Origin of the sequence: uncultured Thiodictyon sp. (assembly GCF_903946935.1) — a bacterium.
Lineage (GTDB): Bacteria > Pseudomonadota > Gammaproteobacteria > Chromatiales > Chromatiaceae > Thiodictyon.
This window is the reverse complement of record NZ_CAJAXH010000003.1, coordinates 1-2,971: the sequence shown is the minus strand read 5'-3', so window position 1 is coordinate 2,971 and position 2,971 is coordinate 1. Positions and strand designations below refer to the sequence as shown.

Below are 2,971 nucleotides of genomic sequence, written 5' to 3'. Positions count from 1 at the left end.
CCGGCAGGACCTTCGAACATGGTGCTTCACCCTCGGTTTGTTTGCACTTCCAAGGGTACACAATTTCGCGGGTCCTGCCGCTCTCCTGCGGTGATTCACCAAGCCCTACGCTAGGTCTTGGCCGGATTTATGATCAAGGCCCTCACGAAGGGCGTTGATGTTACTAAATCGACTGCGACTCTAGCGGTGAAGTCAAAACGGAGCATTACGATAAACGGCGAGAAGTATATTAGTTGCAAAAATTAGCCCTGGCTTGATGATCGATAAACCAATAGGTAAGCTTTCGGCCCCACCGCCGATTCGTCGTTTAATAACTTTTCCATGTGTAACGGTTGTGGTAAAAAATATGAAACCCCTATTGTTGACTGTTATTTTCCCTTTAGCTTTAGTGTTGCCGGCTTATTCAGGTGATTCAGTGGCGGAAGATCCTGCCGCTTCCGTCAAGTCGCCGTATGGAGTCTTGTCGATCGTCGGCGACTTCCAACAAAACCATCTACTGCTCGACGGAAAGCGTTTGGAACTCCCTGGTGGCGATTCGGAATATGCTTCATTGTCCTTGATCGACAAGTACAGCTTTGGTGATCGCGTCACGGTGTTGATTAGCGATTCTCAAGGAGCGTCCTGTCAGCTCTATCGCTTCGTCACACTCGGCCAAAAGAGTCACACCATTACCCCGGCATTCGGGACCTGCGATGATGGCCCCAAGATCTCCCAAGACGGCGAGAAGATCTCTTTGCAGATGCGCGACAAGAAGGGGAAGAAGGTCAGATTCCTGTATAGCGAGGGGAAGGTGACTCAGAATGGCAAGGTGGTCCGCTGAGGGTTGCCCATTGCAGGAATTGTATGCCTGGGGTTCTTGAGGGATAAGGGCCTCGGCTACGGCGACTACGTCGAGCAGACCACCTTCCTGGTGCTCCTCAAGAGGGAAGAGGAGCGCACGAGCTGTTGAGCGAGACCTACCATCCCGAGATCAGCCTGATGACGATCAAGCCGGTGTCGGGATTTAAATTCCTCGTGTCCGCGAGAACACGAGGATCTTTAAGGCTTTATTGTGCCCAGGGGCGGAATCGAACCACCGACACGGGGATTGTCAGACCCGCTCGATTCGCTCGCCGTGTCTTGCGCTACGTTCTTGGTCAGTGCGGGGCTGCGCCTAGAGCCCGACCCGCTCCGCGGTCCCCGACTCCGCTTGGTACCCGATCTCCATCTATCGAAGGTGTTTACGTGCCTGTCGCGGCCATTGCCTATCCTGTGCTGGCAGCGGCTCGCCACCCCAAGCCGAGGCGCTGTCGACCCAATGGGCAGCCTGACCGGCTGACTGACGCCGTCCTCGATCGGTAGGCCCAGCTCCGCCCGATTCCGCAGCCTTGCTCTGCGCATGGGGGCGGTCTGCTCGACTGCGTGGCGCCCGGCCTGGCAGTCCCGTGTTTGTCGATCGTCTCGGAAAGATATCATTCTGATGACGGCGGGCGGGCGAAGCCGGCGGGAGTGATGCACGTGTCGATCGCCACCGGGCGGGGCGCGGTGATCTACCGCGGCCGCAGGAGCGCATCGTCCCCGCCGAGGTGCCCGGAACCGGACATATCTGGCTCCGTCGGGACGTGCATCGACCCGGTATTCACCCGGAGCAACGAAAAAAGGGCTTAACCTCGCGGCTAAGCCCTTGTCTTTGTTGGCTGGGGGACTAGGATTCGAACCTAGGTTGACGGAGTCAGAGTCCGTAGTCCTGCCGCTGGACGATCCCCCAATAAACTATTCGGCGACGTTGTTCGCCGACTGGCGGGTGTACGCTGCGCGACACCCGCCAGAAGCCCTCCAGGGCGCTAGCGCTTGGAGTACTGCGGACGCTTGCGCGCCTTGTGCAGACCGACCTTTTTGCGTTCCACCTCACGGGCGTCGCGGGTCAGGAACCCGGCGCGGCGCAGCGGGGAGCGCAGTTCCTCATTATAGCTGACCAGGGCGCGGGCGATACCGTGGCGTATGGCACCGGCCTGGCCGCTGTTACCGCCGCCGACGACGGTGGCCATGATGTCGACCCGGTCCAACAGGCCGCAGGTCTCCAGCGGCTGGCGGACCAACATGCGGGCGGTTTCCCGGCCGAAGAAGTGGTCGAGGGTGCGGCCGTTGACCGTGATCGCGCCTGAACCCGTGGTCAGGAAGACCCGGGCGGCGGAGGTCTTGCGGCGGCCGGTGGCGTATTGAGTCTCCGACATGGATGCGGTTCCTGGACTAGCAGTCGAGTTCAAGGGTTTGTGGTTGTTGGGCCTGGTGGCCGTGCTCGGGCCCACCATAGACACGCAACTTGCGGAACATGGCACGACCCAGTGGGCCGCGGGGCAACATGCCCTTGACCGCAATCTCAATGGCGCGCTCTGGGGCGTGATCCAGAAGCTTGCCCAGGCTCATGGACTTGAGGTGACCTACATAGCCGGTGTGGCGGTAGTACATCTTGTCCGCGAGCTTGTTGCCGGTCACGCGAACCTTACCGGCGTTGACCACGACGATATAGTCACCCGTGTCCACATGGGGGGTGTATTGGGGCTTGTGCTTGCCGCGCAAGCGAGCCGCCAGCTCAGTGGCCAGCCGGCCGAGCGTTTTATTCTCGGCGTCCACCAAAAACCAGGCACGGCGTACATCTGCCGGTTTGGTGCTCACAGTCGTCGTCATGATCCGTTATCCCCGTACCGAGTCCGCGTGCGTCCCGGTCCGGATAACCCCGCAAGGGGTGCCGGTGGGAATGCGGCGGGTCTTTATGTTCGTAAGAGCTAAAGCGCGAAAGACCGCGAACTATACGGGAGGCGGCGCCCCGACGCAAGCCCTGAAGAAGATCCGCCCACGGCAAATCCGTTCTAGCCCGCCGTGGCTGGCCGTCCCCGCCGACGGCGGGAATTTTCGGTCATGCCCAGGTAGTCGAACACCAGGCGGACGTTGCGTGCCAGGCGCTGGATGGTGGCGGCGACGGTGTCGCGGG

Annotated in this window: 3 protein-coding genes and 1 tRNA gene; 1 reads left to right on the top strand and 3 read right to left on the bottom strand. The window is 60.3% G+C overall.

The window, feature by feature from the left end:
- Positions 1 to 346: 346 nt before the first annotated feature.
- On the top strand, positions 347 to 820 hold the full coding sequence (locus tag QZX93_RS00105; protein WP_295387418.1) for a hypothetical protein: 474 nt from the start codon (positions 347 to 349) through the stop codon (positions 818 to 820).
- A gap of 853 nt (positions 821 to 1,673) precedes the next feature.
- Here QZX93_RS00105 and QZX93_RS00100 read toward each other — a convergent pair.
- The 3 genes from QZX93_RS00100 to rplM all read right to left on the bottom strand — a co-directional run bounded on the left by QZX93_RS00100 (position 1,674) and on the right by rplM (position 2,667).
- Positions 1,674 to 1,747 (bottom strand) — tRNA-Gln (locus QZX93_RS00100).
- A gap of 76 nt (positions 1,748 to 1,823) precedes the next feature.
- The gene (gene rpsI, locus QZX93_RS00095) at positions 1,824 to 2,213 is read right to left on the bottom strand and encodes a 30S ribosomal protein S9 (protein WP_295387415.1); all 390 of its coding nucleotides are present in this window, start codon (positions 2,211 to 2,213) and stop codon (positions 1,824 to 1,826) included.
- Positions 2,214 to 2,229: 16 nt separating this feature from the next.
- Positions 2,230 to 2,667, bottom strand: coding sequence for a 50S ribosomal protein L13 (gene rplM, locus QZX93_RS00090; RefSeq protein WP_295387410.1), 438 nt, complete (start codon positions 2,665 to 2,667; stop codon positions 2,230 to 2,232).
- Positions 2,668 to 2,971 lie beyond the last annotated feature (304 nt).

What these genes read in the sequence shown, in the direction of transcription:
- rpsI (WP_295387415.1), bottom strand. Translation starts at nt 2,213, where the DNA reads ATGTCGGAGACTCAATACGCCACCGGCCGCCGCAAGACCTCCGCCGCC.
- rplM (WP_295387410.1), bottom strand. Translation starts at nt 2,667, where the DNA reads ATGACGACGACTGTGAGCACCAAACCGGCAGATGTACGCCGTGCCTGG.
- QZX93_RS00105 (WP_295387418.1), top strand. Translation starts at nt 347, where the DNA reads ATGAAACCCCTATTGTTGACTGTTATTTTCCCTTTAGCTTTAGTGTTG.